The 26,780-nt window shown below is 74.0% G+C and carries 23 protein-coding genes; 16 read left to right on the plus strand and 7 right to left on the minus strand.

Annotation, left to right across the window (positions count from 1 at the left end; all coding sequences use genetic code 11):
• Positions 1-116: 116 nt before the first annotated feature.
• The 3 genes from ACTEI_RS11755 to ACTEI_RS11765 are packed head-to-tail and all read left to right on the plus strand — an operon-like array spanning position 117 to position 3,638.
• On the plus strand, positions 117-1,730 hold the full coding sequence (locus ACTEI_RS11755; protein WP_164465917.1) for a methyl-accepting chemotaxis protein: 1,614 nt from the start codon (positions 117-119) through the stop codon (positions 1,728-1,730).
• Positions 1,731-1,739: 9 nt separating this feature from the next.
• Positions 1,740-2,597 (plus strand): P1 family peptidase, encoded by an 858-nt coding sequence (locus ACTEI_RS11760; RefSeq protein ID WP_122977685.1) that lies wholly within the window; start codon positions 1,740-1,742, stop codon positions 2,595-2,597.
• Positions 2,598-2,633: 36 nt separating this feature from the next.
• Positions 2,634-3,638: a TIGR03617 family F420-dependent LLM class oxidoreductase gene (locus ACTEI_RS11765; protein ID WP_122977686.1), complete on the plus strand. Its 1,005-nt coding sequence runs from the start codon at positions 2,634-2,636 to the stop codon at positions 3,636-3,638.
• On the opposite strand, the gene ACTEI_RS11770 is transcribed toward ACTEI_RS11765, so the two are convergent.
• A complete protein-coding gene (locus ACTEI_RS11770; RefSeq protein ID WP_122977687.1) occupies positions 3,635-4,009 on the minus strand; it encodes a DUF427 domain-containing protein in 375 nt (124 codons plus the stop codon). The two genes, ACTEI_RS11765 and ACTEI_RS11770, sit on opposite strands and share 4 nt — an antisense overlap.
• Before the next feature lie 81 nt (positions 4,010-4,090).
• Positions 4,091-4,954, minus strand: coding sequence for an SDR family oxidoreductase (locus tag ACTEI_RS11775; RefSeq protein ID WP_122977688.1), 864 nt, complete (start codon positions 4,952-4,954; stop codon positions 4,091-4,093).
• Positions 4,955-5,079: 125 nt separating this feature from the next.
• Between ACTEI_RS11775 and ACTEI_RS11780 the strand changes: the two genes are divergently transcribed.
• The 3 genes from ACTEI_RS11780 (at position 5,080) to ACTEI_RS11790 (ending at position 7,504) form a co-directional block, all read left to right on the plus strand.
• Complete coding sequence (locus tag ACTEI_RS11780; RefSeq protein ID WP_122977689.1) at positions 5,080-5,472, plus strand: winged helix-turn-helix transcriptional regulator; 393 nt, start codon at positions 5,080-5,082, stop codon at positions 5,470-5,472.
• 9 nt (positions 5,473-5,481) lie between these two features.
• Positions 5,482-5,826 carry a UBP-type zinc finger domain-containing protein gene (locus ACTEI_RS11785; RefSeq protein WP_122977690.1) on the plus strand — a complete coding sequence of 115 codons (345 nt, stop codon included), beginning with the start codon at positions 5,482-5,484 and terminating at the stop codon, positions 5,824-5,826.
• A 118-nt stretch (positions 5,827-5,944) separates the two neighbouring features.
• Positions 5,945-7,504 carry a methyl-accepting chemotaxis protein gene (locus ACTEI_RS11790; RefSeq protein ID WP_122977691.1) on the plus strand — a complete coding sequence of 520 codons (1,560 nt, stop codon included), beginning with the start codon at positions 5,945-5,947 and terminating at the stop codon, positions 7,502-7,504.
• Positions 7,505-7,807: 303 nt separating this feature from the next.
• On the opposite strand, the gene ACTEI_RS11795 is transcribed toward ACTEI_RS11790, so the two are convergent.
• Genes ACTEI_RS11795 through ACTEI_RS37740 form a run of 4 tightly spaced genes read right to left on the minus strand, consistent with a single transcriptional unit; the run spans position 7,808 to position 12,605 of the window.
• Positions 7,808-8,890, minus strand: coding sequence for a CaiB/BaiF CoA transferase family protein (locus tag ACTEI_RS11795; RefSeq protein ID WP_122977692.1), 1,083 nt, complete (start codon positions 8,888-8,890; stop codon positions 7,808-7,810).
• Positions 8,891-8,903: 13 nt separating this feature from the next.
• Positions 8,904-10,928: a 3-hydroxyacyl-CoA dehydrogenase NAD-binding domain-containing protein gene (locus tag ACTEI_RS11800; RefSeq protein WP_122977693.1), complete on the minus strand. Its 2,025-nt coding sequence runs from the start codon at positions 10,926-10,928 to the stop codon at positions 8,904-8,906.
• Complete coding sequence (locus ACTEI_RS11805) at positions 10,925-12,154, minus strand: acetyl-CoA C-acetyltransferase (RefSeq protein ID WP_122977694.1); 1,230 nt, start codon at positions 12,152-12,154, stop codon at positions 10,925-10,927. Before ACTEI_RS11805 ends, ACTEI_RS11800 begins: the two co-directional genes overlap by 4 nt.
• On the minus strand, positions 12,144-12,605 hold the full coding sequence (locus ACTEI_RS37740; protein ID WP_239082499.1) for an acyl-CoA dehydrogenase family protein: 462 nt from the start codon (positions 12,603-12,605) through the stop codon (positions 12,144-12,146). Before ACTEI_RS37740 ends, ACTEI_RS11805 begins: the two co-directional genes overlap by 11 nt.
• A gap of 282 nt (positions 12,606-12,887) precedes the next feature.
• Here ACTEI_RS37740 and ACTEI_RS11815 point away from each other — a divergent pair, with 282 nt between their 5' ends.
• Together ACTEI_RS11815 and ACTEI_RS11820 are read left to right on the plus strand one after the other, a co-directional pair.
• Positions 12,888-13,541 carry a TetR/AcrR family transcriptional regulator gene (locus ACTEI_RS11815; RefSeq protein WP_122977695.1) on the plus strand — a complete coding sequence of 218 codons (654 nt, stop codon included), beginning with the start codon at positions 12,888-12,890 and terminating at the stop codon, positions 13,539-13,541.
• A gap of 112 nt (positions 13,542-13,653) precedes the next feature.
• The gene (locus ACTEI_RS11820; protein WP_122977696.1) at positions 13,654-15,522 is read left to right on the plus strand and encodes an AMP-binding protein; all 1,869 of its coding nucleotides are present in this window, start codon (positions 13,654-13,656) and stop codon (positions 15,520-15,522) included.
• Between the two features lie 48 nt (positions 15,523-15,570).
• Here ACTEI_RS11820 and ACTEI_RS11825 read toward each other — a convergent pair whose 3' ends face one another.
• Positions 15,571-17,694: a sulfatase-like hydrolase/transferase gene (locus tag ACTEI_RS11825; RefSeq protein WP_316248172.1), complete on the minus strand. Its 2,124-nt coding sequence runs from the start codon at positions 17,692-17,694 to the stop codon at positions 15,571-15,573.
• A 93-nt stretch (positions 17,695-17,787) separates the two neighbouring features.
• Between ACTEI_RS11825 and ACTEI_RS11830 the strand changes: the two genes are divergently transcribed.
• The 8 genes from ACTEI_RS11830 (at position 17,788) to ACTEI_RS11865 (ending at position 26,777) form a co-directional block, all read left to right on the plus strand.
• Positions 17,788-18,477, plus strand: coding sequence for a hypothetical protein (locus ACTEI_RS11830; RefSeq protein ID WP_122977697.1), 690 nt, complete (start codon positions 17,788-17,790; stop codon positions 18,475-18,477).
• 102 nt (positions 18,478-18,579) lie between these two features.
• Entirely contained in the window at positions 18,580-20,217 is a 1,638-nt protein-coding gene (locus ACTEI_RS11835; protein ID WP_122977698.1) for an ABC transporter substrate-binding protein, read from the plus strand.
• Positions 20,214-21,128, plus strand: coding sequence for an ABC transporter permease (locus ACTEI_RS11840; protein WP_239082498.1), 915 nt, complete (start codon positions 20,214-20,216; stop codon positions 21,126-21,128). Before ACTEI_RS11835 ends, ACTEI_RS11840 begins: the two co-directional genes overlap by 4 nt.
• 2 nt (positions 21,129-21,130) lie before the next feature.
• On the plus strand, positions 21,131-21,982 hold the full coding sequence (locus ACTEI_RS11845; RefSeq protein WP_122977699.1) for an ABC transporter permease: 852 nt from the start codon (positions 21,131-21,133) through the stop codon (positions 21,980-21,982).
• Positions 21,979-23,511, plus strand: coding sequence for a nickel ABC transporter ATP-binding protein NikE (gene nikE / locus ACTEI_RS11850; protein ID WP_122977700.1), 1,533 nt, complete (start codon positions 21,979-21,981; stop codon positions 23,509-23,511). Before ACTEI_RS11845 ends, nikE begins: the two co-directional genes overlap by 4 nt.
• A complete protein-coding gene (locus tag ACTEI_RS11855) occupies positions 23,508-24,506 on the plus strand; it encodes an LLM class flavin-dependent oxidoreductase (RefSeq protein ID WP_122977701.1) in 999 nt (332 codons plus the stop codon). The genes nikE and ACTEI_RS11855 overlap by 4 nt, the downstream gene beginning before the upstream one ends.
• Positions 24,499-25,767, plus strand: coding sequence for an LLM class flavin-dependent oxidoreductase (locus ACTEI_RS11860; RefSeq protein WP_122977702.1), 1,269 nt, complete (start codon positions 24,499-24,501; stop codon positions 25,765-25,767). The genes ACTEI_RS11855 and ACTEI_RS11860 overlap by 8 nt, the downstream gene beginning before the upstream one ends.
• Entirely contained in the window at positions 25,764-26,777 is a 1,014-nt protein-coding gene (locus ACTEI_RS11865; RefSeq protein WP_122977703.1) for an LLM class flavin-dependent oxidoreductase, read from the plus strand. The genes ACTEI_RS11860 and ACTEI_RS11865 overlap by 4 nt, the downstream gene beginning before the upstream one ends.
• Positions 26,778-26,780: the final 3 nt, after the last annotated feature.

Below are 26,780 nucleotides of genomic sequence, written 5' to 3' on the forward strand. Positions count from 1 at the left end.
GGGCAAGTGAGGCGGCCGCCGGCCGATCGAACGGCACCGGGCCGGGCGGGCGAGTTCGTACCGTGAGGGTTGACCCTGATCTCTCGCCGCCCGCGACCGGTACCCCGGGGGAACTGATGAGCGCGACCGAGCCGCCCGAACGGCGCAGTCTCTTCGCCGACCTCGCCGTACGCCACAAGATCGGGGCGATCGTCCTGCTCGGCGTCCTGATGTCGATGATCTCCGGGGCCCTGGCCATCCGGGCGCTGAGCCGCTCGGCGGTCGCGGCCCAGGAGCTGTACCGCAAGAATCTGGCCGGGGTGGTGGCGCTCGCCGACCTGGAGACCGCCGCCGTGGCCACCCGCAACGACCTGGCCAACCTGCTGATCTCCCGGACCGCCGCCGACGACGCCAAGTACCAGCAGCGGGTCCGCGACGGGTTCAGCGCGTTCGCCGAGGGGCTGAGCGCCTACCGGCTGGCGGGCCCGGCCGGCGCCCCGGCCACCATCGCGCGGCTGGAGAGCGACTGGCGGGACTACCGGGACGTCGTGGAGAACACCCAGATCGCCAACGCGCTGGCGAAGCGGACCGAGGCCTACGCCCAGGTGCGCGACGAGCGGACGGCGCCGCTGATCGACCGGGTCAAGGCGGCGTTCACCGAGCTCAGCGGCGCCGAGTCGGAGGACGCCCGGACGGCTGCCGATGGGGCCGAGTCGGCCTACCGCACCAACCGGAACGTGATCATCACGGTGCAGGTGGTCGGCGGCGCCCTGGCCGTCGTGCTCGGTGTGCTGGTGATCCGCGGCGTGACCGGCGGGCTGAACCGGGTCCGCCAGGTCTGCGCCGGCCTGGCCGCCGGCGACCTGACCGGCCGGGCCGGGCTCCGCGGCAACGACGAGGTGGCGCAGATGGGGCGGGCGCTGGACACCGCCCTGGCCGACCTGCGGCGCACGGTGGCCACCATCGACCGGTCGGCGACCTCGCTGGCCGGCGCGGCGGACCGGGTCAACGAGGTGACCATGGCGATCGCCGGCTCGGCCGAGCAGGCCACCAGCCAGGCGCAGACCGTGTCGGCCGCGGCCGAGGAGATCTCCCGCAGCGTGGACACCGTGTCGGCGGGCAGCGAGGAGATGGGCGCCTCGATCCGGGAGATCTCGCAGAACGCCGCGGAGGCCGCGCAGGTGGCCGGGGCGGCGGTGGGCCTGGCCGCGCGTACCTCGGCGACGATGAACCAGCTCGGCGAGTCGTCCACCGAGATCGGCAACGTGGTCAACACGATCACCGCGATCGCCGAGCAGACCAACCTGCTGGCCCTCAACGCGACCATCGAGGCGGCCCGTGCCGGTGAGGCGGGCAAGGGTTTCGCGGTCGTGGCCAGCGAGGTGAAGGATCTGGCCCAGGAGACCGCGCGGGCCACCGAGGACATCTCCCGCCGGGTGCAGGCGATCCAGGCCGACACCGCCGGCGCGGTCGGCGCGATCGAGGAGATCACCCGGGTGATCGCCCGGATCAGCGACTTCCAGACCACCATCGCGTCCGCTGTGGAGGAGCAGACCGCGACCACCGCCGAGATGAACCGCAGTGTCGCCGAGGCGGCCGCCGGTACCGGCGACATCGCGCGCAACATCACCGGCGTGGCCGATGCGGCCCGGTCGACCAGCGACGGGGTGGCGCGGTCGCGGGAGACCACCGCCGAGCTGACCCGGATGTCGAGCGAGCTCACCGCGCTGGTCAGCGGCTTCCGCTACTAGAGTCGCAGGGTGGGTGAACCGCAGCTGCTCTCCGCGCACGCCGGCAACTGGACCGGTGGTGGCACCGGCGTCACGGTCGTGCTCCCGCCACCGGGCACGGTGGGCTCCGGCGAGGTGCGCGGCGGCGCTCCGGCCACCCGCGAGTTCGACCTGCTCCACCCGCTGCGTCTGGTGGACCGGGTGGACGCGGTGGTGCTCTCCGGCGGCTCCGCGTTCGGCCTGGCCGCCGCGGACGGGGTGATGGGCGTGCTGCGGGCGCGCGGGCTCGGCTACCCGACCGCCCTCGGCCCGGTTCCGGTCGTGGTCGGCATGTCCATCTTCGACGCCTCGGTGGCCGGGCGCCCGCCGACGTCCGCGGCCGGGCGCGCGGCGGCGCTCGCCGCGCTGCGCGGCGACGATCTCCTGCTGGGTACGACCGGAGCCGGCGCCGGGGCGGCCACCGGCGGGTGGCGCGGCCGGGCCGACCCGGGCGGCCTGGGCCGCGCCGACGCCCCGGCCGGCCCGGCCCGGGTGACCGCGCTCGTGGTGGTCAACGCCTGGGGCGACGTGCTGGGCCGGGACGGTCGGCCGGTCTTCGGCGGCGGCCCGGGACTTCGCGTGGCCACCCCGTTCGGGCGGGAGAACACCACGATCGCCGTGGTGCTCACCGATGCGCGCCTGGACAAGACCGGCTGCCATCTGCTCGCCCAGAGCGGGCACACCGGCTTCGCCCGGGCCCTGCACCCGGCCCACTCGCGTTACGACGGCGACGCGGTGGTCGCGCTGGCCACCGGGGAGGTGACCGCGGAGGTGGACCTGGACCTGCTGCGGGCGGTGACCACCGAGGTGATGGTCGAGGCCGTCCGGGCCGCGGTGACGTACCCCTGAGGATCTTCCGGATTGTCCTGGTGTTATCACTGTGGGATGTTGGTTGACTTCACCGCTCCGGTCGCCGCGTCGCCGGCCGAGACGGAATCCGCCGCCGTTTCTGCGGAGCAGGTCGGTTACGACGGTTTCGGCGCGGCGGAGACCAAGCACGACGTCTTCACCACGCTGGCCCTGGTGGCCCGGGCCACCGAGCGGATCTCGCTGCAGTCCGGGATCGCGGTGGCGTTCGCCCGCAACCCGATGACCGTGGCGGTGCTCGCCAACGACCTGCAGCTGATCAGCGAGGGCCGGTTCCGGCTCGGTCTCGGATCCCAGGTCAAGCCGCACATCGAGCGCCGGTTCGCGATGCCGTGGAGCCGCCCGGCCGCGCGGATGGAGGAGTTCGTCGCCGCGCTGCGGGCGATCTGGCACGCCTGGGCCACCGGGGAGCGGCTGATGTTCCGCGGCCAGTTCTACCAGCACACCCTGATGACAGAGTTCTTCGATCCGGGCCCGAATCCGTACGGCAATCCGCCGGTCGAGCTGGCCGCGGTGGGGGAGCGGATGACCACGGTGGCCGGCCGGGTCGCCGACGGGCTGCTGGTGCACCCGTTGACCAGCGTCGCGTACCTCTCCGAGCGGATCCTGCCGGCGCTGCGCGCGGCCCGCGGCGGTTCCCTCGACGATTTCACGCTGGGCCTGAGCGCGATGGTCGTGCTCGGCGCCGACGAGGCGCAGCGGGCCCGGGCCGAGCAGGCGGTTCGCGCGCAGATCGCGTTCTACGCCTCCACCCCGGCGTATCGGCCGGTCCTCGAGGTGCACGGCTGGGGCGAGCTGGCCGACCGGCTCAACGTGCTGTCGCGCCGGCAGGACTGGGCCGCGATGGCCGCCGAGATCGGCGACGACGTGCTGGACGCGTTCGCGGTGTCCGGCGATCCGGCCGCGGTGGCGGCCGGGTTGCGCGACCGGTTCGGCGCGACCATCGACCGCATCTCGCTCTACACGCCGTACGAGGCGGACCGCTACCAGCTCGCCGCGGTCCGCTCCGCCCTGCGCGCCTAGCCGATGGTGATGCTGTCCACCCGGTCGGGGTAGAAGGCGACGTGGTCCTTGATCTGCGCGACCGCGTCGTACGGCGCCGGGTACTCCCAGACCGCGTCGACCGACCGCTCGCCGCCGAGCGGGATGGAGTAGTAGCTCGCCTCGCCCTTGTACGGGCAGTAGGTGCGCGTGCCGGTGCGCTCCAGCAGGGTGCGATCGACGTCGGCCAGCGGCACGTACGGCACCGCCGGGTACGTCGCCTCGCGGAGGCTGAGCGCGTTGTCGGTGTCGGCGACCACCCGGCCGGCGACGACCACCACGACCCGCTCACCGGTCGGCGTGACGGTGATGGGATGGTCCGGGCCCGGCTGCTTCCTCGGCCTGTCGGTCATCTTCTCGCCTCCTGATTCAGACGGCTCCGACGCTACCGCGCCGCGCGCCCCGCCGTCGCCGCGCGGCGGGGCGCGGCGGGGTCACCGCTTCAGCGCCTCGGCGATCGCCTCGGCCGGCGCGGTGGTCGGGCGGCCGATCAGCTCGCGCAGGTCGGGGCCCGGGTTGTCCAGCGCGCTGTGCTCGCGCACGTGCACGTCGGTGTCGGCGAGGATCTCGGCGAAGTCCCGCGGCACGCCGGCCCCGGTCAGGATGGTCACCAGCTGCTCGGCCGGCACGTCGGTGTAGCCGATCTCGGCGCCCAGCTGGCGGCTCACCTCGGCGGCCAGTTCGGCCATCGTGAACGGCTGGTCGCCGCCCAGCTCGTACACCGGCCGCGCGGACCCGGCGGTCAGCACCGCGGCCGCCGCCTCGGCGTAGTCGGCGCGGGTGGCGGCGGCGATCCGGCCCTGACCGGCGCTGCCCAGGAACGCGCCGGTGGCCCGCACGGTGGGCAGCTGCGACGTGTAGTTCTCCAGGTACCAGCCGTTGCGCAGGAACGAGTACGGCAGCCCGGACGCGGCCAGTGCCTCCTCGGTCGCCCGGTGCTCGGCGGCCAGCCGGATCGGGGTGGTGTCGGCGCGCAGCACGCTGGTGTACGCCACGAACCCGACCCCGGCCGCCTTCGCCGCCTCGATCACCGCCCGGTGCTGCGCCAGCCGGCTGCCGACCGCGTTGCCGGAGACCAGCAGCAGCCGGTCCACCCCGGCGAGCGCGGTGGCCAGGGTCTCCGGGCGGTCGTAGTCGGCCTCGCGCACCTGCACGCCGCGCCCGAGCAGGTCGGCCGCCTTCTGCGGGGTGCGCACCGCGGCGACGATCGCGCCCGCGTCGACGCCCCGGTCGAGCAGGGCCTGGACGACGAGCCGGCCGAGGTGCCCGGTGGCGCCGGTGACAGCGATGGTGGTCATGACAACTCCTTGCGGGTCAGCTGGGTAAGCGCTGCATCCGAGAATGCACTAACTTTTCGAAAGTACCAACTGTCGGTGGGCGCCGTCACTCCGGGAGGCACTGCGGAACTGGGTATCCTCGATCCATGACCGAGCCGGCCGACGACCTCATCCCCAGCGTCTTCGCCCGGGACTGCGCCTCCCGGCAGGTGATGGCCGACGTCACCGGCCGCTGGGGCGGTCTGGCGCTCGCCGCGCTGCACGACGGCGCCTACCGCTTCAACGCGCTGCGCCGCCGGGTCGACGGGGTCAGCGAGAAGATGCTGGCCCAGACGCTGCAGGCGCTGGAGCGCGACGGTCTGGTCCGGCGCGAGGTGCAGGCCACCATCCCGCCCCGGGTGGAGTACAGCCTGACCCCGCTCGGCGCCCGGGTGGCCGGCAAGCTCAAGGAGCTGATCGACCTGCTGGAGAGCGAGATCGGCCACATCGGCGCCGCCCAGCGGGACTACGACCGGGCCCACCCCGCCGCGGTGCGGTAGGTTCCGTTCGTGAGCGCGTCGATCCGCCCCGATGTCCCCCCGTCCGGCGCCGGCTGCGTGGAGTGTCTGGAGTCCGGCGGCTGGTGGGTCCACCTGCGCCGGTGCGCGCAGTGCGGCCACGTCGGCTGCTGCGACACCTCGCCCGCGCAACACGCCACCGCCCATTTCCGGGCCACCGGCCATCCGGTGATCCAGTCGTTCGAGCCGGGTGAGGACTGGTTCTGGGACTTCTCGACCGGCCAGGCCGGCGACGGCCCGCAGCTGGCCCCGCCCACCAGCCGCCCCGCGGATCAGCCGGTCCCCGGCCCGACCGGCGCCGTCCCGGCCGACTGGCGCAGCCGGATCCACCGGTAACCGCCGGCCACCCCGGCGACGGGGAGCCGAGCGAACGGTAGGAACGCCGAGCGTATTCCTCAGGTGACCGAGCCCAGGGTCGATCGGGTGGGCAGTCGGGGCCAACCGTGGAGGAACGATGCTCGGTCTGGAAAACATCGGCACGGCCAAGAGGCTGGGCATCATCGTCGCCACCGGCGCCGTCACACTGGGCGGCCTGGCCGCGGTCACCCTCACCGGCCAGAACCGCCTGGCCGACCAGGCGTCGCTGGTCAGCCGCTTGCAGTGCGGCCAGGCCGCGCTGAACCACCTGAACAACCGGCAGAGCGAGCTGAAGGTGGACGCCTACCGGGCGGCGCTCGGCCACGACGTCAGCCAGGACGTCACGGACGACGTGCGGTCCTCGGTGGAGGCGTCCGACGCGGTGCTCGCCTGCGGGCTGCCCGCCGCCATCACCGCCGAGTTCCGCGGCTACACCGGCGACTTCGACGAATTCAACCGGTTCATCCAGGACTTCGTCGCCGCCGGTGTGGCGAACCCGGCGTCGGTGGCCGGGCGCACCGACGAGATCATCGAGATGAACAACAAGACCGACGACGAGCTGGACGCGCTCACCGAGCTGGTCGAGAAGCAGGTCGCCGAGCAGCAGGCCGCGATGGACCGCACGGTCACGTCGACCCGCTGGACCGCGATCGTGGTCGCCGCGCTGGGCCTGGCCCTGCTCATCGGCATGGCGATCCCGATGGTGCGCTCCATCCTCGACCCGATCCGGCGGATCGGCCGGGTCATCGACGCGCTCGACCACGGCGACCTGACCGTCCGCAGTGACATCACCAGCCGCGACGAGCTGGGCGTCATGGCCCGGAGCCTGGACCACACGCTGGACAACCTGCGCGGGTCGATGATCACCATCGCCAAGGACTCCGACTCGCTGGCCACCGCGGCCACCGAGCTGGCCGCGATCTCCGGTGAGATCGCCGCGGCGGTGGACAACACCGACCGGCAGAGCAGCTCGGCCGCCACCGAGGCCGACGAGATCTCCCGCAACGTACAGAGCGTGGCGGCCGGCTCCGAGGAGATGGGCCTGTCGATCCGGGAGATCTCCCGCAACGCCGCCGACGCCGCCCAGGTGGCCTCGGTCGCCGTCGCCGAGGCGGCCCGCGCCACCGAGACCGTCCGCCAGCTCGGCGAGTCGTCGGCCGAGATCGGCAACGTGATCAAGCTGATCACCAGCATCGCCGAGCAGACCAACCTGCTCGCGCTCAACGCCACCATCGAGGCGGCGCGTGCCGGCGACGCCGGCAAGGGCTTCGCCGTGGTCGCCAGCGAGGTCAAGGACCTGGCGCAGGAGACCGCCCGGGCCACCGAGGACATCGGCGCCCGGGTCACCGCGATCCAGCAGGACACCAGCGGCGCGGTCGAGGTGATCAACCGGATCTCCGAGGTCATCGCGCAGATCAACGACTTCCAGACGACCATCGCCTCGGCGGTGGAGGAGCAGACCGCCACCACCGGCGAGATGAGCCGCAGCATCGGCGAGGTGGCCGCCGGCTCCAGCCGGATCGCCGCGAACATCAACGACGTCTCGACGGCCAGCCAGGCCACGGTCAGCGGGGTCAACCAGACCCGGGAGGCCAGCGAGGAGGTCTCCCGCACCGCCGAGGAGCTGCGCGGCCTGGTGGGCGGATTCACGTTCTGATCGGTACGCCGGGAGGCCGCTCGCCAGCGCGAGCGGCCTCCGCTCACGTCCGCGCCCGCCCCGGCGGTTCACCACGCCCGCCTTCGCCGCGGTGGCCGCGGTTCCGCCCGGCCGCGCGATGATTCATCATCTGACGTTCCGGTCGGCGTGCGTGCCGTTCCGCCCGCGGACGCGTTGATCCCTCCGTCCCCCCGCTGCGCGCCCGCGCAGTCGCCGCGGCCCGCCGGCCGCGGTCGGACGCCGCCCAGTCGGGTCGGTCCGGCAAACGGTCCGGCTGGGCGGCCCCCACCGGTTCGCCGCCGGTCAGGACCAGGACCGCAGGATCTCCGGTACGGTCGCGGCCCGGCTCGGCCGCGGCACGCTTGCCGGCGTACGCCCGAAGCGCGGCGCCGGCGCCGGCTGGAGTTGCCCGCCCACCTCGACGAACGCCGACCGCGCCCGGTTGTGCGGATGCTCCGGCGCCTCCGCCGGGGCCAGCACCGGGCTGACGCAGGCGTCCAGACCGGCGAAGATCTCCGCCCACTCGTCGCGCGTGCGGCTGCCGAACCGCTCGGCGAAGACCTGCCGCAGCCGGGGCCACGACCGGTGGTCGTACTGCGCGGGCAGGTCCGGGTCGCCGTCCAGGCCCAGGCCGGTGAGCAGCGCGGCGTAGAACTGCGGTTCGAGGGCGCCGACCGCGACGTGTCCGCCGTCCGCGGTGCGGTACGTGTCGTAGAACGGCGCCCCGCCGTCGAGCAGGTTCTCGCCGCGAGCGCCGGTCCACCGGCCGGCCCCGATCATGCCGTGCAGGAACGCGGTGAGCAGCGCCGACCCGTCCACCATCGCGGCGTCGACGACCTGGCCGCGCCCGGAGCGCCCGCGTTCCACCAGCGCGGCGAGCACCCCGACGGCCAGCAGCATGCCGCCCCCGGCGAAGTCGGCGAGCAGGTTGATCGGCGCGTGCGGCCGCTGACCGGGCCGGCCCAGCGGGTCCAGCGCGCCGGCGACCGCCAGGTAGTCGATGTCGTGCCCGGCCGCGGCGGCCAGCGGGCCGTCCTGCCCCCAGCCGGTGATCCGGGCGTAGATCAGGCCCGGGTTGAGCTCGGCGCACCGCCGCGGGCCGAAGCCGAGGCGCTCGGCCACTCCCGGCCGGTAGCCCTCGACCAGCACGTCCGCCCGCTCGGCGAGGCGCAGCAGGTCGGCCACCCCGGCCTCGGACTTCAGGTCCAGGGTGACCGTGCGGCGGCCGCGTTGCAGCGGCCCGTCCGGCGGGACGAGCGGCCCGGCGCCGCCCGGCCGGTCCACCAGCACCACATCGGCGCCCAGGTCGGCGAGCACCATGCAGCCGAACGGGCCGGGCGCCAGTCCGGCCAGCTCGACCACGCGGATCCCGGTCAGGGCGGTCATCTCGGCGCCCTTGCTAGACCGGGGCGAACCGGTCGCCGTACCGGGCGGCCAGCTCGGCGGCGCGGCCGCGGAAATCCGGATGCTGCTCGGCGTACCGGAGCACCCCGCCGGTCCAGGCGGGGAAGCCGATGCCGAGGATCGAGCCGATGTTGCCGTCCGCGTCGGTGCGCAGCACACCCTCCGCACGGCAGCGCAGCGCGTCCAGCGCCTCGCTGAACAGCAGCCGTTCCTGCAGGTCGCCGAGGGGCACCGCGCGACCCTCGGCGGTGGCCAGCCCGGCCAGCCCGTTCCACAGCCTGCCCCGCCGGCCGTCGGCGTAGGTGTAGAAGCCGCGGCCGGACGAGCGCCCGGGCCGGTCGTGCTCCGTCAGCATCCGCTCGACCAGGGCGTGCGCCCGGCCCGCGGTCACGCCGGCCGCCCGGTACGCCAGGTGGATCCTGCGGATCAGGGTCAGCGTCACCTCGTCGGCCAGCGCCAGCGGACCGGTCGGGTACCCGGCCTGCAGCGCGGCCTGCTCGACCGACGCGGCCGGCACCCCCTCGGCCACCATGCCGATCGCCTCGTCGATGAACCGGCCGATCACCCGGCTGGTGAAGAAGCCGCGCCCGTCGTTGACCACGATCGGGGTCTTGCCGATCCGCCGCCCCAGGTCGAACGCCCGGGCGACGGCGGCGTCGCCGGTCTGGCCGCCGGCCACGATCTCCAGCAGCGGCATCCGGCCGACCGGCGAGAAGAAATGCATGCCGAGGAAGTCGGCGGGCCGGCTCACGCCCTGCGCCAGGCCGGTGATCGGCAGTGTGGAGGTGTTCGAGGTGAGCAGCGCGCCGGGCGCCAGAACCTGCTCCACCTCGGCGAACACCCGCTGCTTGAGCTGCGGGTCCTCGAACACCGCCTCGATCACCACGTCGCAGCCGCGCAGGTCGGCGACGTCCGCGGTGGGGGTGATCCGGGCCAGCACGGCCGGGTCGCCCTCGGCGACGGCGCGGGCCGCGGCCTCCGGCGAGACGTCCTTGACCACGACGTCGAGACCGGCCCGGGCGCAGGCGTACGCGATCCCGGCGCCCATCATCCCGGCGCCCAGCACCGCGACCCGCCGGGCCGGCTCCACCTGCACGTCCGGCCGGGCCGCGCCGCCGTTGACCGCGCGCATGTCGAAGAAGAACGCGCCGATCATGTTCTTCGCGATCTGCCCGGTGAGCAGCGTGATCAGCCGGCGGGTCTCGATGGTGAACGCGGTTTCCAGGTCCACCTGGGCGCCCTCCACCGCGGTCGCCAGGATCGCCTCGGGCGCCGGCATCCGGTTGCCCTTGAGCTGCTTGCGCAGCGTGGCCGGGAACGCCGGCAGCTGCGCGGCCAGCTCCGGGGTGGCCGGGGTGCCGCCGGGCATCCGATACCCGGGCCGGTCCCACGGCTGCGCCGCGTCCGGGTGTGCCGCGATCCAGTCCCGCGCCCGGGCCAGCATCTCCCTCGGCGTGGCGACGACCTCGTCCACCAGCCCGGCGTCACGGGCCGCGGCCGGCCGGAGCCGCTTGCCGGTGAGCAGCCAGGTGGTCAGCGCCGGGGCCAGCCCGAGCATCCGTACGGTCCGGGTCACCCCGCCCGCGCCGGGCAGCAGCCCGAGAGTCACCTCCGGGAACCCGAGCCGGCTGTCCGGGGCGTCGCACGCGATCCGGTGGTGGCAGGCCAGCGCGATCTCCAGGCCGCCGCCCAGCGCCGCCCCGTTGATCGCCGCGACCACCGGCCGGCCGTACGTCTCCAGCCGGCGCAGGTCCCGCTTGATCGTGCCGAGCAGCTCGAACAGGGCGGGCGCGTCCTCGCGCCGGGCCCGGCTCATCGTCGGCAGGTCGCCGCCGGCGAAGAAGGTGCTCTTGGCGCTCGTCACGATCACGCCGGCGACCTGCTCGCGTTCGGCCTCCAGCCGGTCCAGCGCGGCGGTCATCGCGGCCACGTACCGGGCATTCATCGTGTTCGCCGCTTGATCCGGGTCGTTCATCGTCAGCGTGACGATGCCGGCGGCGTCCCGGGTGTACTCGATCATCGGGTGAACTCCTGAACGCGCTCGATGACGGTGGCGACGCCCATGCCGCCGCCGATGCAGAGGGTGACCACGGCCCGGTGCAGGTCACGCCGCTCCAGCTCGTCGACCACCGTGCCGACCAGCATCGCGCCGGTGGCCCCGAGCGGGTGGCCCAGGGCGATCGCGCCGCCGTTCACGTTCACCCGCTCCGGGTCCAGGCGCAGGTCACGCAGGTACTTGAGGACCACCGCGGCGAACGCCTCGTTGATCTCGAACAGGTCGATGTCGGCCGTGGTGAGGCCGGCCACGTCGAGCGCCTTGCGGGTTGCCGGGGTGGGGCCGGTCAGCATCAGGGTGGGGTCCGCGCCGCTCACCGCGGCCGCGACGATCCGGGCGCGCGGGGTGAGGCCGAGCTCCCGGCCGACCCGCTCCGAGCCGATCAGCACCAGCGCCGCGCCGTCCACGATGCCGGACGAGTTGCCCGCGTGGTGCACGTGGTCGATCGCCTCCAGCCAGTGGTATTTCTGCAGCGCCACCGCGTCGAATCCGGCCTGCTCGCCGATCCCGGCGAAGGACGGCTTGAGCTTGGCCAGACCGGCCCGGGTGGTGTCCGGCCGCGGGTGCTCGTCGACGGTCAGCACGTCCAGGCCGTTCGGGTCGCGGACCGGCACGATCGAGCGGGCGAACGCGCCGCGCGCCTGCGCCTTGGCGGCCCGCTCCTGCGAGCGCAGGGCGTAGGAGTCGACGTCGTCGCGGGTGAAGCCCTCCAGCGTGGCGATCAGGTCGGCGCTGATGCCCTGCGGGACGAAGCTGGTGGCGAACGCCGTCTCCGGGTCGGTGAACCATGCGCCGCCGTCGGAGCCCATCGGGTTGCGCGACATCGACTCCACCCCGCCGGCCAGGATCAGGTGCTCCCAGCCGGAGCGGATCCGGGCCGCGGCCTGGTTGACCGCCTCCAGCCCGGAGGCGCAGAAGCGGTTGAGCTGCACCCCGCCGGTGGTGTCCGGCAGCCCGGCGACCAGGGCGGCGGTGCGGGCCAGGTCACCGCCCTGCTCGCCGACCGGGGTGACGATGCCCAGCACCAGGTCGTCGATCCGGGTCGCCGCCAGGCCGGGGGACCGTTCCCGTACGGCGTCGATCAGGCCGGTGACCAGCGTGACCGGCTTCGTGCCGTGCAGCGCGCCGGTGTCCTTGCCGCGCCCGCGCGGGGTACGCACCGCGTCGTAGATGTAGGCCTCAGAGGGCACGGGCGATCAGCTCCTTCATGATCTCGTCGGTGCCGTCGTAGATCTTGTGCACCCGGGCGTCGGCGTACATCCGGGCGATCGGGTGCTCGGTGGTGCAGCCGTACCCGCCGAAGATCTGCAGGCACCGGTCGACGATCTCGCACTGGCCCTCGGTCAGGTACGGCTTTGGCCATCGCGGCGGTCGCCATGTCCAGTTCACCGCGAGTGTGCCGGACGATGCAATCGTCGGAGCAAGACCCGGCCGGTCCTGCCGCGTCAGCTGGTGGAAGCCGACCCGGGTGGTCCGGACCGCCCGGGTCCGGATCGCGTGCACGTCGGCGCCGCCGTCCGGCTCGGTCATCGCGATCGCGCCGATCGGCTCGCCGCGGCACAGCCCGGGCAGCCGGCGCCGCTTCTGCGGTCGGGCGTGCGCCACGGCTCGGCGTAGCCGCCCAGTCCGGGGCGTCGGCATCGGTACACCTTCGAGCACTGTTGGCGATGTGTCAACAAGCCGACGATGAAAGCCCGGATTCATCTTTTCTCGCGATGGGCCGCGCTGCCGGGTCGTTTCGTCACCATCCGCGGGTCGATGCCGGGCCGGATCCCGACGGTTGACGGATCGACGTGCCGTAAGGTCACCGCTGTGTCGACAGGGAGGCCGCCCGGCCACGCCACCGGCGGAGCCGCTCGCGGATCCGCCGGGACTGCGGTGACGGGGCAGTCCAGCTCATCGCCGGGGGCGCGCGTCGCCGGTATGGCGGCCGGGAACGGCCAGCAGAACCGGTCATCGACCGGCCGGGCCGCGCCCGCTGCAGTCCATCGCCGCCGGCGGCTGGAACCGGACGCCCGGCGCGAGCAGATCATGTCGGTGGCGGTGCGGCTGTTCGGCGAGCGGCCGTACGCCGACGTCTCCACCACCGACGTGGCCCGCGCCTCCGGAGTGGCCCGCGGGCTGGTCAACCACTACTTCGGGACCAAGAAGGAGCTCTACCTGGAGGTGGTCCGGGTGATGCTGACCGTGCCGGGGGTGGCTCTGGAGCGCCTGCCGCGGGGCGCCCCGGCGCAGCGGGTGGACGCCATCGTCACCTGGTTCCTCGACGTGGTGTCCCGGCACAGCACGTCCTGGCTGGCCGCGATCACGGCCGGCGGGATGGCCGGGGACGGCGACGTGGACCGGGTCATCGCCGAGGCGATCGACGTGGCCGCCGACAGCGTGCTGGCCGCCGTCGGGCCGGCCGGGCGCCCCGACGAGGCGTTGCGCGGGATGGCCCGGTCGTACGTGGGGCTGGCCACCTGCACCGCGCGGGAGTGGCTGCAGCGGGGCGCGCTGACCCGTGAGCAGGTGCACACCCTGCTCACCACCACCCTGCTGACCATGGTCGAGAAGGTGTTCCCGCGGGCCACCTGAACCCTGGCGGCGCGCCGTCGGCCGGTGCTGGTCCCCCGGAGGCGGTGTGCCGGAACTTCCGCCGGAGTGAAGAGGGCTGGACAACCCCGCCACCCCGGAGCAGCGTCAGATCATGGCTGACTACCGGCAGACCTACCAGCGCAGCATCAGTGATCCCGAGGGCTTCTGGCGGGACGCCGCGACCGGCGTCTCCTGGCACGTCCCGCCCACCCGGATCCTCGACGACAGCGAGGCCCCGATCTTCCGCTGGTTCCCCGGCGCCGAGCTGAACACCTGCTACAACGCCCTGGACCGGCATGTCGACGGCGGGCGCGCCGAGCAGCCCGCGCTGATCCACGACAGTCCGGTCACCGGGGTCACCCGCACCTACTCGTACCGTGAGCTGCGGGACCGGGTCGCGGTCTTCGCCGGTGCGCTGCGCCGGCTCGGGGTGGCGCGCGGCGACCGGGTGGTGATCTACATGGCGATGGTCCCGGAGACGGTGATCGCGATGCTGGCCTGCGCCCGGCTCGGCGCGGTGCACTCGGTGGTCTTCGGTGGGTTCGGCGCGCGCGAGCTGGCCGCCCGGATCGACGACGCCCGCCCGAAAGTGATCGTCGCGGCGTCGTGCGGGCTGGAGACCGGCCGGGTGATCGCCTACCAGCCGATGCTGGACGCCGCGCTGCGCCAGGCCGCCCACAGCCCGGACCACTGCGTGCTGCTGCAGCGGCCCGAGCAGCCCGCCACGCTGCGGCCGGGGCGGGACCTGAGCTGGGCCGACGCGGTGGCCGGGGCGCAGCCGGCGGAATGCGTCCCGGTGCTGGCCACCGACCCGCTCTACATCCTCTACACCTCCGGCACGACCGGACGGCCCAAGGGCGTGGTGCGCGACAACGGCGGGCACGCGGTCGCGTTGCGGTGGTCGATGGGCAACATCTTCGGCGTACGGCCGGGCGAGGTGTTCTGGGCCGCGTCCGACGTCGGGTGGGTGGTCGGGCACTCGTACATCGTCTACGCGCCGCTGCTGACCGGCGCGACCACGGTGCTCTACGAGGGGCGGCCGGTGGGCACCCCGGACGCCGGCGCGTTCTGGCGGGTGGCCGCCCAGCACCGGGTGGTCAGCATGTTCACCGCGCCGACCGCGCTGCGCGCGATCCGCAGGGAGGATCCCGACGGCAAACACCTCCACGGGTACGACCTGCGCGCCCTGCGCCTGCTGTTCCTGGCCGGGGAGCGGCTGGACCCGCAGACCTACCACTGGGCCGGCGACCTGCTCGGCGTACCCGTGATCGACAACTGGTGGCAGACCGAGACCGGCTGGCCGATCGCGGCGAGCCCGCGCGGTGTCGAGGAGCTGCCCACCAAGCCCGGCTCGCCGTCGGTGCCGATGCCCGGTTACCGGGTGCGGGTCGTCGACGAGTCCGGCGCCGACGTGCCGCCCGGCGTGGAGGGCGCGATCGTGCTGGAGCTGCCGCTGCCGCCGGGCTGCCTGCCGACGCTGTGGCGCGACGACGAGCGGTACGTCCGCTCCTACCTCTGCACCCACCAGGGCAACTACCTGACCGGCGACGGTGGCCGCTTCGACGCCGACGGCTACCTGTACGTGCTGGGCCGCACCGACGACGTGATCAACGTGGCCGGCCACCGGCTGTCCACCGGGGCGATGGAGGAGGTGCTGGCCGCCCATCCGGCGGTCGCCGAGTGCGCGGTGATCGGCGTGCACGATCCGCTCACCGGTCAGGCGCCGCGGGCGTTCGTGGTGCTCAAGGCCGGCGCCGACGCGTCCGGGCTGGAGGCGGACCTGCTCGGGCGGGTGCGCGCGCAGATCGGGCCGGTCGCCGCGCTGCGCCGGGTGGACGTGGTGGCCGCGCTGCCCAAGACCCGTTCCGGCAAGATCCTGCGCGGCACGATGCGGGGCATCGCCGACGGTACGGACACCCCGGTCCCGTCCACGATCGAGGACCCGGCGGTCCTGGAGGCGTTGCGCCCGCTGCTGCGGTGACCGGGTGTGCGGGGCCGGTGGAGGGCGGCGCCGCACACCCGGCCGGACTCAGTGCGTGGTGCCGCCGGGGCCCATCGCGGTGAGGAACCTGTCGCGGAAGGCGCTCATCGGCCAGACCGGCGCGCCGGCGGCCGGTTTGAGCCCGTCGGTCCAGCCCCAGCCGGCGATCCGGTCGAGCACGGCCGGGTCCTTGGCGACGATCGTGATCGGCACGTCATGGCTGGCGTTCTCGCCGGTCACCACCGGGGACGGCTGGTGGTCGCCGAGGAAGACCATGACCAGGTTGTCGTTGCCGTACCGGGTGATCCAGTCGACGAGCGTGGTCAGCGAGTACTGGATCGACCTGCCGTACTCGCGGCGGACCTTGGCCGAGGCGGTCCAGATCTCCGCCTTGCCGGGCTGCCGGGCCACGACACCGCGGTAGATCGAGCCGTCGCCGACCTGGTCCCAGTCCAGCAGCTCGGGAATCGGCGCCCACGGGGTGTGGCTGGAGACCAGCGGCATCTCCACGAAGAGCGGCCCGCGGCCGGGCTTGGCGTACTCGACCTCGGTGAACTTCTTGAGCGTGTACTGGTCGGGCATCGGCGCCCAGCTGAACTTGGGGCCGTGGTAGCCCAGGTTGCGCGAGTCCCAGACCCGGTCGAAGCCGTAGAAGTTGCCCTCCGGCCAGGCCCGGGTGGCGCCCGGCATGACGCTGACGGTGTCCCAGCCGGCCTTCTGGAACAGGCTCGGCAGGGTGAGCCGGGTGCTGGCGGTCAGGTTGCGGTACCGGCCCTGGTTGTTGATCCACAGCCCGGACATGGTGGTCGAGTGGGCCAGCCAGCTGCCGCCGCCGAAGGTGGGCGAGGTCAGCCAGCCGCTGCGGGCGGCGAAACCGGCGGCCGTGAGCTTGGCGGCGCCGGCGTCCAGGACCGCGTCGACGCCGGGGGCCAGGCCGGGCGCCTCGACCGCGTTGCGGCCGTAGCTCTCCACGAAGGTGAGCATGACGTCCTTGCCGGTCAGCCCGGTCAGCAGCTGGCCGGCCGGGACGTTCTGGAACGCGTCGACCTTGACCTCGCGGCTGAAGGCGGCCTCGTTGCGGATCCCGGCGCGGGCCTGCCCGGCCCGGTCCCAGGCGTAGCTGAGCGTGGTACGGGCCGCGAGCGGGACGGTCGGCAGCACCGTGGTCACGCCCGTGGTCAGGGCCAGGCTCCAGGCGAGCGCGATGCCACCGGCGGCGACGGCGGACCGGCGGCGGTCGCGGCCGAGCAGCGCGGTGACGCGCAGGCACGCCCAGGTGGTGGTGCCCAGCACGGCGACGACCAGCAGCGCGACGGCGGCCACCGCGCCGACCGCGCCGGCCGGGCCGTACGACTCGTGCACGAAGTCGTAGGCGTCGTCGAACAGCACCCAGTCGAGCACCGGGTCGAACGGCCGGGCGAGGAACTTGAAGAAGCCCATGTCCAGGCACTTCTCGATGACCAGCCAGCCGAGCACGAGCCCGCCCAGCGCGGCCATGACCTGCCGGGGGCGGCGGGGCAGCACGATCAGCACGGCGATGCCGATGGCCGCCTCGACCGGGATCCGGGTGAAACTGGCCGGGGTGAGGCGGCGCAGCACGTTCGGGTAGAGCAGGGCGGCGTAGACGATCAGGCAGGCGAGCACGGTCAGGCTGTGGCTGATCGCGGGCCGGCGCAGAAGGGCGCGTACGCGGCCGGGCGGCTTCGGCGCGGACCGCCCGGTCCCGTCCGGCTGTGGTGCCGCGGACCGCTCGGTCCGGTCCTGCGTGCCGCCCCCGATCTTGGGGCCGGAAGCGGACCGGCCGGTCCCGCCCCCGGCGCCGGGGGTGTCCGGCGCGGACGGTGCGGTCCGCGTTCCGGGGCCTTCCGCGGCCTCGGCGCCGGGGGCGTCGGGCGCGGACGGTGCGGTCCGCGTTCCGGGGCCTTCCGCGGCCTCGGCGCCGGGGGCATCGGGCGCGGACGGTGCGGTCCCGGTTCCAGGGTCCGTCCCGGTTCCGGGGTCCGTCCCGGTCCCGGCGGTCGGGGTGCCGGCGGCGGTCGGTTCGGTGCCGGGGCCCTCCGCGGCCTCGACGGTCGGCGTGGCGGCGGTGGACGGCCGGGTCCCGGCCGCGGCGCTCGCCGTGGTCGGCTGATCGTCCAGGCTCTGCTGGTCGGCGGGGTGGTTGTGTGGCACGTCTGTGGGAACGGAGGGCCGCCACGGATGGTTCAGCCGGTGCCCAACTTCCCCGTACGATGTCGATCTTCTACGGCGGGCAGGAGCAGGTTGTTGACCGATCGCACGATCCTCGTCATCCCGGTCGACCGGGTCGCCGGCCTGGACATCCCGCCGCTGGCCGTGGACACCGGCGGGAGCGACCCGGAGTGGGTGGACTGGCCGATCGGGTCCTGGCCGTTCCGGCGTGCGCCGTCGCTGCGGCTGCCGCTGAGTCCGGAGGCGGCCGCCAAGGTCCGCCGGCGCCTGCGCGTCGCGCCCTACCTGACCGCCGCCCACTGGACCGTCGTGCTGGGCTACCTGGGTTCGACGGTGCTCTTCCACCGGGATGCCGGCCCGGGCTTCCCGGTCGTCCCGATGGTGCTGCTGGCGCTGATGACCGTGCTGTCGCTGGCGGCCGCCCCGAAGCCTCCGGTCCGGCAGGCGCCGCGGCGGCAGTACGGCCGGCTGTGCCTGGAAGCGGTGCCGGGCGAGGTCGCCCGGCTGTGGTGGGCGGCCAATCCGGGCCTGCGTGACACCCCGCGGTTCGCGCCGCGCCGCTACCCGCGCCGGTTCTACGCGCTGTCCGGTGGCGCCCTGATCGCGGCGTCGATCCTGCTCGGTGTCCTGCTGACCAACGACGGCCGGGAGAATCCCGAGCCGCTCTACCCGGCGGTGCCGCTGCTGTTCCTCGTCGGTATCGGGGTGACCGGCAAGGTGCTGCCGCCCGGCTACATCCGGTTCGACCGGAGCGGCTCGGCCTGATCCCGGCGGCCCGGCCCGGCAGGCAGGCAGGTGTCGCGGACGTCATAGCTCTCTTGCGAATTTCCTATGTGACCTATAGGAAATAGAGAGAGGAGGTCGTCCATGCGTCCCGTCCGCATCACCGCCGCCAGCCTTGTCGCCACCACCCTGCTGCTTCTCGCCGGCTGCTCGGCCGAGCCGTCCGGCGCCGCCGCCGGTCCCGGCGAGCCGGTCACCGGCGGCTCGCTGACCTGGGCCGTCGAGACCGAGCCGATCACCTTCAACCCGCACCAGTACGCCCAGGCCAAGACCCGCCTGCTGGTCTGGAACACCTTCGAGGCGCTGCTCACCCACGACGACAAGGGTGGCTACCTGCCCTGGCTCGCCAGCGGCTACCAGGTCTCCCCGGACGGCCGGACCTACACGTTCGAGCTGCGCGGCGACGTCACCTTCACCGACGGCACGAGATTCGACGCGGCCGCGGTCAAGGCCAACATCGATCAGCTGCGCACCGAGGGTTACGCGCCCACCGTCGCCGCCGTCCAGCTCAAGAACCTCGACCGGGTCGAGGTGAAGGACGACACCACCGTCGTGTTCCACCTGAGCCGCCCGGACGTGCTCCTGCTCGACTTCCTCTCCTCGCCGCAGGGCGCCCAGGTGTCGCCGAGATCGCTGCGGGAGGCGAGGAACCTCAAGGCCGGCGGCCCGGAGCTGGCCGGCACCGGCCCGTTCGTGCTGGACCGCTACACGCCCGGCCAGGAGGTGCACTTCCGCCGGAACCCCGCCTACCACTGGGCGCCGGCCAACGCCGGGCACACCGGGCCGGCGTACCTGGACGAGATCACCTACCGGTTCCTCAAGGAGTCGTCGGTGCGCGTCGGCGCGCTGACCTCCGGGCAGGTGCAGGTGATCGAGGGCGTGCCGGCCACCGACGAAGCGTTGATCAGCGCGAACCGGAACCTGGTCCTGCGGCGCGGGCTCAACTCCGGATCGGCGTACTCGTACTACTTCAACACCGCCCACGCGCCCTTCGACGACCCGCGGGTGCGCCAGGCGTTCCGGGAGGCGGTGGACGTGCCCGCGGTGCTGGCCGGGGTGTACCGCGACACCGCCACCCGGGCGTGGAGCGTGATCGGGCCGACCAGCCCGTTCTACGACCGGACGCTGGAGGGCAGCTACGGCGGGAACGCCGCCGAGGCCAACGAGTTGCTCGACCGGGCCGGGTGGGCGACCCGCGACGCGCAGGGCTACCGGACCCGGGACGGCAGACGGCTGACGGTACGCCTGGTGCAGTCCGCGCCGTTCGTCCGCGACCGCCGCGACGTGCTGGCCCAGGCGGTGCAGGCGGCGGTCAAGCAGAGCGCCGGCATCGACCTGCAGGTGCGGCTGGTCGACCAGGGCACCGCGACCCAGGCCCTGGCCGACGGCGAGTACGAGGTGTTCGACAACTCCCGCGCCGACACCGACGCCGGCGCCGCGCTGAACCTGCTGCTGCACTCCACCGGAGCGATCAACCGGACCGGTGTGCGCAGCGCCGAGCTGGACCGGCTGCTCGACGCGGGCGTGGCCAGCACCGATGCGGCGAAGCGGACCGCGGCGTACCGGACCCTGCAACGGCGGGTGGTCATCGAGCAGGCCCTGGCGCTGCCGCTCTACGCGCCGCAGGACCAGATCGCCGCGGCCCGGACGGTCGGCGGCATCGGCTTCGAACCGACCGCCGGGGTCCCGGTCAGCGCCTACCACCTGTGGCTGGCCCAGTGATCAGGCCGATCGCCCGGCGGGTCCTGACCGGGGTGACCGTGCTGTGGGCGGCGGCCACCGCGGCGTACCTCGCGCTGCTGGCCGCCCCCGGCGACATGGTGGACAGCATCATCGGCGACGGCGCGGACACCCCGGGCATCCGTGCCGAGATCATCCGCGAGTGGCACCTCGACCGGCCCGCCGCCGTGCAGTACCTGGACTACCTGTGGCGGGCCGCGCGCGGCGACCTGGGCCGGTCGTACCTGCTGCAGCGACCGGTCGCCGAGGTGATCGGCGCCCAGCTGGCACCGACGCTGAAACTGGCCGCCGCGGCGGCCGGGGTCGGCGTCGTGCTGGCCCTGACGCTGGCGCTCGCCGCCCGCCGGCCGTGGGCGCGCGGGCTGAGCTCGACCGTGGAGCTGGTGCTGGTCTCCACCCCGCCGTTCCTGATCGGGATCGTGCTGCTGAGCATCTTCTCGTTCCGGCTCGGCTGGTTCCCGGTCTCCGGTGACCGGGGCGCCGCCGCGCTGGTGCTGCCGGCCGTCACGCTCGGCCTGCCGGTCGCCGGGACGCTCGCCCAGGTGCTGCGCGACGGCCTGGACCGGGCCCTGGAGCAGCCGTTCGCGGTCACCGCCCGCGCGCGTGGGCTGCGCGAGAGCGCGGTGCTGGCCCGGCACGCGCTGCGGCACGCCCTGCTGAGCGGGGTCACCATGCTCGGCTGGATGTTCGGCGTGCTGGCCGGCGGCACCGTGATCATCGAGCAGGTGTTCGGCCGGCCCGGGCTCGGCCAGGTCGCCGTGCAGGCGGTCGGCGCCGGTGACATGCCCGTGGTGCTCGCGGTCGTGGTGCTCGGCGCGGCCGTCTTCGTGGTGATCAACACGCTCGCGGACCTCACCTACCTGATCATCGATCCCCGGCTGCGGAGGACCTGACGATGACCGTCGCCCTGACCCGGCCCCGCGCCGTGCGGCTGGCCGTGGGCCGGCCCCGCCCCGGTGTCACGCTCGCCGCCGTCTTCCTGGCCCTGGTGCTGACCGCGGCGGTGTGGCCGGCGCTGCTGGCCGGCGACCCGCTGGCCGCCGACCCGCTGCACGCGCTGCAGGCGCCCTCGGCCGGGCACCTGTTCGGCACCGACCAGCTCGGCCGGGACGTGTTCGACCGGGTGGTGCACGGCGCCCGCCACTCGCTGAGCATCGGGGTGGCGGCCACCGCCCTCGCGGTCGGCGCCGGCATCCTGCTCGGCCTGGTCGCCGGGTCCACCCACCGGCTCGCCGACGAGGCGCTCAGCCGCTCGTTCGACGCGCTGGCCGCCTTCCCGCTGGTGCTGCTGGCGTTGCTGTTCATCGCGCTCGCCGGGCCCGGCGCCACCAGCCTGATCGTGGCGATCGGGGTGGCGCTGGTGCCGCACTTCGCCCGGGTGGTGCGGGCACAGACGTTCGTGGTGCGCCGGGCCGCGTACGTCACGCACGCGGTCGCCTTCGGCGCCGGCCGGTCCCGCCTGGTGCTGCGCCACGTGCTGCCCAACGTGCTCGGCCCGGTCCCGGTGCTCGCGGTGATCGGGCTCGGTGAGGCGGTGCTGCTCGCCGCCGGGCTCAGCTTCCTCGGCATGGGACCGCAGCCGCCGTCGCCGGAATGGGGCGCGATGATCGCCGAGGGCCGCGGCTACCTGCACGTCGCCTGGTGGGCGTCGATCCTGCCGGGCGCCGCGGTCACCGCCACGATCCTCGCGCTCACCGTCGCCGGCCGTTTCCTGCAGCGCCGCTTCGAGGGACGGGACCTGCCATGATCCGGGTCGAGGACCTGCGGGTCACCTTCCACCTGCCCCGGCGCGCCGTCGAGGCGGTCCGCGGGGTCAGTTTCACCATCGAGTCCGGCGAGTGCGTGGCGATCGTCGGCGAGTCCGGCTCCGGCAAGAGCGTCACCGCCCGCAGCCTGGTCGGCCTGGCCGGTCCGGGCGCCCGGGTGGACGCCGCCCGGCTGGAGGTCGGCGGGCGGGACGCGCGCCGCTTCGCGCCGCGGGACTGGCGCCGGCTGCGCGGCGGGTTCGCCGCCCTGGTGCTGCAGGACGCCCTGGTCTCGCTCGACCCGCTGCGCACGGTGGGCGCGGAGATCGGTGAGGTCCTGCGGGTGCACGGCCAGGGTTCGCCCGCCGACCGTACGAGCCGGGTGCACCGCCTGCTGGAGGAGGTGCACGTGCCGGAGCCGGCGCGCCGGGCCAGGCAGTACCCGCATCAGCTCTCCGGCGGGCTGCGCCAGCGCGCGCTGATCGCCTCCGCCCTGGCCGGGCGCCCGAAGCTGCTGATCGCCGACGAGCCGACCACCGCCCTGGACGCCACCGTGCAGGCGCAGATCCTCGCCCTGCTCGCCGAGCGGCGGGCGGCCGGTCAGACGTTGCTGCTGATCAGCCACGACCTGGCCGTCGTCAGCCGGCTGGCCGACCGGATCCTGGTGATGCGGGACGGGCGGATCGTCGAGACCGGGACGACCCGGGCGCTGCTGTCCGGGGCCGGTCATCCGTACACCAGGGGTCTGATCGCCGCCGCGCGGGGCCGCCGCCGGGAGCCGGCCGCCGAGCCCGGCCCGGTGGTCGCGCAGGCGACCGGGCTGCGCAAGGTCTACGGCGACCGCACCGTGCTGCACGGCGTCGACGTCGACGTGCGGCGCGGCGAGATCGTCGGCCTGGTCGGCGAGTCCGGCTCCGGCAAGACCACCGTGGCGCAGCTGCTGTTCGGGCTGATCGAGCCGACGTCCGGGCAGGTCCGCTTCGAGGGGCAGCGGTTCAGCGGGGTGAGCGAACGGTCCCGGCGGCCGATCCGCCGGCGGCTGCAGTTCATCGCCCAGGACCCGCTGTCGGCGTTCGACCCGCGCTGGACCGTGCGCCGCATCGTCGGCGAGGCGCTGCCCCGCGGCGCGACCGTGGCCCCGGTCCTGGAGCGGGTGGGGCTCGGCGCGGACGTGCTGGACCGTTACCCGCGGCAGCTGTCCGGCGGGCAGCGGCAGCGTGTCGCCATCGCCCGCGCCATCGCGCCACGACCGAGTCTGATCATCTGCGACGAGCCGGTGTCCGCCCTGGACGTCTCGGTGCAGGCGCAGATCCTGGACCTGCTCGCCGGGATCCGTGCGACCGACGGGACCGCGCTGCTGTTCATCTCGCACGACCTCGGCGTGATCCGCGACCTGGCCGACCGGGTGCTGGTCATGCACGACGGGCGGGTGGTGGAGCAGGGGCCGGTCCGGGCCGTCTTCGACCGGCCCGGACACGAGTACACCCGCAAACTGCTCGACGCCGTACCGAAACTGGAGGTTCCGGCATGACATCGCACCTGGCGGTCGCCCTCGACGGCGACTCCTTCGACGCCGCCGACTGGGTGGCCCAGGTCCGCCTGGCCGACGAGGCCGGGCTGGACCTCGTCACCTTCGAGGACAGCTTCGGCCGGCGCGGCCCGGACGCGGTGCTGGTCGCCTCCCGCGTCGCGCCGCTGACCCGGCACGTCGGGCTGGTCCCGGTCGCGACGACCACCCACACCGAGCCGTTCCACCTGTCCACCGCCCTGGCCACGCTCGACCACGTCAGCCACGGGCGGGCCGGCTGGCAGGTGCGGGTCTCCGCCGACCCGGCCGAGGCGGCGCTGCTCGGCCGGCGCGCGCCGCTCGGCTTCGACGAGCTGTTCGCCGAGGCCGCCGACGCGGTCGAGGTGGTCCGGCGGCTCTGGGACAGCTGGGCGGACGACGCGATCATCAAGGACGTCGCCACCGGACGGTTCATCGACCGGGACAAGCTGCACTACATCGACTTCGCCGGGCCGTACTTCGCGGTCAAGGGCCCGTCGATCGTGCCGCGTCCGCCGCAGGGGCAGCCGGTGGTCGCGGCGCTGGCCCACGGCCCGCGGGTGTGGCAGCGCCTCGACGCCGACGTCTACTTCACCACGCCCGCCGACGCGGACGCCGCCGCGCGCATCGTCCGGCAGATCCCGGCCGGGCGGAAGGTCTTCGCCGACCTGGTCGCCTTCCTCGACGACGACCAGCGAACCGCGATCGGCCGCCGCGGCGCGGCCATCTCCGACGCCGCCGTCTTCGCCGGGACGCCCGCCGGGCTCGCCGACCTGATCGCCGCCTGGCAGCCGGCCGGGCTCGCCGGGTTCCGGCTGTGGCCCGGCGACCCGGCACACGACCTGCCCGCGATCACCCGCGAGCTGGTCCCCGAGCTGCGCCGGCGCGGGCTGTTCCAGCCGTCGGCCGCCACCACCCTGCGCGACCGGCTCGGCCTGCCGGCGGCCGTCAACCGTTACGAAGGAGCCGCACGTGCCTAAGCAGATCATCCTCGCGGCGCATTTCCCGGGCGTGAACAACACGACCGTGTGGAGCGACCCGCGCGCCGGCAGCCAGATCGCGTTCGCGTCGTTCGAGCACCTGGCGCGGACCGCCGAGCGCGGCCGGTTCGACTTCTTCTTCCTGGCCGAGGGGCTGCGGCTGCGCGAGCAGCGCGGCCTGATCCACGACCTGGACGTGGTCGGCCGCCCGGACACCCTGACCGTGCTCGCCGCGCTGGCCGCGGTGACCGAGCACCTCGGCCTGGCCGGCACCCTCAACGCCACCTACCACGAGCCGTACGAGCTGGCCCGCCAGCTGGCCACCCTCGACCACCTCTCCGGCGGCCGGGCCGCGTGGAACGTGGTCACCTCACCGGGCGGGTTCTTCGGCGCCAACTTCCGGCGCGGCGGCTTCCTCGACCACGCCGACCGGTACCTGCGCGCCGGAGAGTTCATCGAGGCCGCCCGGGCGCTGTGGGACTCCGACGGCGGCGACTTCGCGTACCGCGGGCGGCAGTTCGACATCCGGGGCCGTTTCGGGGCGCCGCGCAGCCCGCAGGGCCACCCGGTGATCCTGCAGGCCGGTGACTCCGACGGCGGGCGCGAGCTGGCCGCGAAGTACACCGACGCGATCTTCTCCCGGCACCACCAGCTCGCCGACGCGCAGGAGTTCTACCGCGACGTCAAGAGCCGGCTGGCGCGGTACGGCCGGGACCGGGACAGCCTGAAGATCATTCCCGGGGTGTCGTACGTGCTCGGCGACAGCGACGCCGACGCCCAGGAGAAGGCCCACCACATCCGGCGCCAGCAGGTCAGCCCGCAGACCGCGATCCTGCTGCTGGAGCAGCTGTGGAACCGGGACCTGTCCGGGTACGACCCGGACGGCCCGCTGCCGGAGATCGACCCGCGGCTCGACGAGGACGACACCATCGTCCAGGGCCGGGCCGGCATGTACGCCGACCGGCTGCGGACCGCGAACGAGTGGCGGGCCCGCGCCGAGCAGAAGAACCTCGGCATCCGCGACCTGATCATCGAGGTGACCGGCCGGCAGAACTTCATCGGCACCCCGGCGCGGGTGGCGCAGCAGCTCGACGAGTACGTGCAGACCGACGCCTGCGACGGGTTCATCCTGGTCCCGCACCTGACCCCGACCGGCCTCGACGACTTCGTCGACCAGGTCGTGCCGCTGCTGCAGGAGCGCGGCGTGTTCCGCACCGAGTACGAGGCCGGCACGCTGCGCGGGAACCTGGGGCTGGCATGAGGTTCCTGCTGCTCACCCTGATCACGCACTTCGACCGGGACCGCAGCCCGGCGCGGCGCCTGCGCGAGGTGGTGGACAGCGCCGTCGTGGCCGAACAGCTCGGCTACGACGGCTTCGCCGTGGGGGAGCGGCACGAGCGGCCGTTCCTGTCCTCGGCCCCGCCCGTGGTGCTCAGCCACATCGCCGCGCACACCTCCACCATCCGGCTCTGGACCGGTGTCACCACGCTGAGCCTGCTCGACCCGGTCCGGGCCTTCGAGGACTACAGCACCCTGGACAACCTCTCCGACGGACGCCTCGAACTGATCATCGGCAAGGGCAACGGCGCCGCCCAGGCCCGGCTGTTCCACGTCACCACCGACGACCAGTGGGACCGGCTGCGGGAGGGCTACGAGCTGTTCCGGCGGCTGTGGCGCGAACCCCGGGTCACCTGGTCCGGGCGGTTCCGGCCGCCGCTGACCGACGCCGAGACCTGGCCCCGGCCGCTGCAACAGCCGATCACCGTCTGGCACGGCAGCGCCACCAGCCGGGCCTCGGTCGAGCTGGCCGCGGAGTACGGCGACCCGCTGTTCTCCGCGAACGTCACCCACCCGATCGAGCCGTACGCCGAGCTCATCGACCACTACCGGGAGCGCTGGGCGGCGCACGGCCACGACCCGGCGGCGATCCGGATCGGCGCGGGCACCGCCGGCTTCCACGTGGCCCGCACCTCGCAGGAGGCGCTGGCGGCGTACCGGCCGGTCTGGCAGGCCCGGGTCGAACAGTTCCGCCGGGTCGGCGTGGAACCGGTCTTCCCGACCGTGGAGGACGCCGTCGAGCGCAGCTCCGCGCTGATCGGCAGCCCGCAACAGATCATCGACAAGGTGCACCGCTATCACGAGCGGTTCGGTCACGAGGTCATCCACCTGGCCGCCGACACCGAGGGACTGACCGAGAAGCAGCAGCGGGCCAGCCTGGAACTGTTCGCCAGCGATGTCGCCCCCGTCTTACGCCAGTTGAAAGGGCGGTAGAGC

Origin of the sequence: Actinoplanes teichomyceticus ATCC 31121, from assembly GCF_003711105.1 — a bacterium.
In the GTDB taxonomy this organism is placed as follows: Bacteria; Actinomycetota; Actinomycetes; order Mycobacteriales; family Micromonosporaceae; genus Actinoplanes; species Actinoplanes teichomyceticus.